At 54.2% G+C, this 308-nt stretch carries 1 protein-coding gene; it reads left to right on the top strand.

The annotated features are described in order from the left end of the window. Positions 1 to 39 precede the first annotated feature (39 nt). A partial coding sequence (locus ACSNOG_RS33125) for a sensor histidine kinase (RefSeq protein ID WP_436756376.1) occupies positions 40 to 308 on the top strand: 269 nt, incomplete at its 3' end.

Raw genomic sequence — 308 nt, 5'->3', positions numbered from 1 at the left:
GATGTGGAAGAGTCCACCTTGGAAATGACTATTCCGAAGATGCTGATCCAGCCGCTGGTTGAAAACTTTTTCAAGCACGGCATGAATCCGGTCGCCCAAGACAACTATATCCTCGTTCAAAGCCGGCGTCTCTCCCCTTCGCTCGTGCAGATTACCGTCGAGGATAACGGCAACGGCATGCCTGAGGAGCAATTCGAAGCGCTGCAAGCGCAGCTGCGTCAATTGGAGGAGCTGGACCTGGAGCAGCTGCAGGTTAGCTCTGAGGACAAGGAGGACCAAAGCGGCATCGGCCTCATCAACATTATGAC

It is taken from the genome of Streptomyces sp. URMC 124 (genome assembly GCF_051386455.1).
Lineage (GTDB): Bacteria > Actinomycetota > Actinomycetes > Streptomycetales > Streptomycetaceae > Streptomyces.
This window is presented reverse-complemented; position numbering and strand designations above follow the sequence as displayed.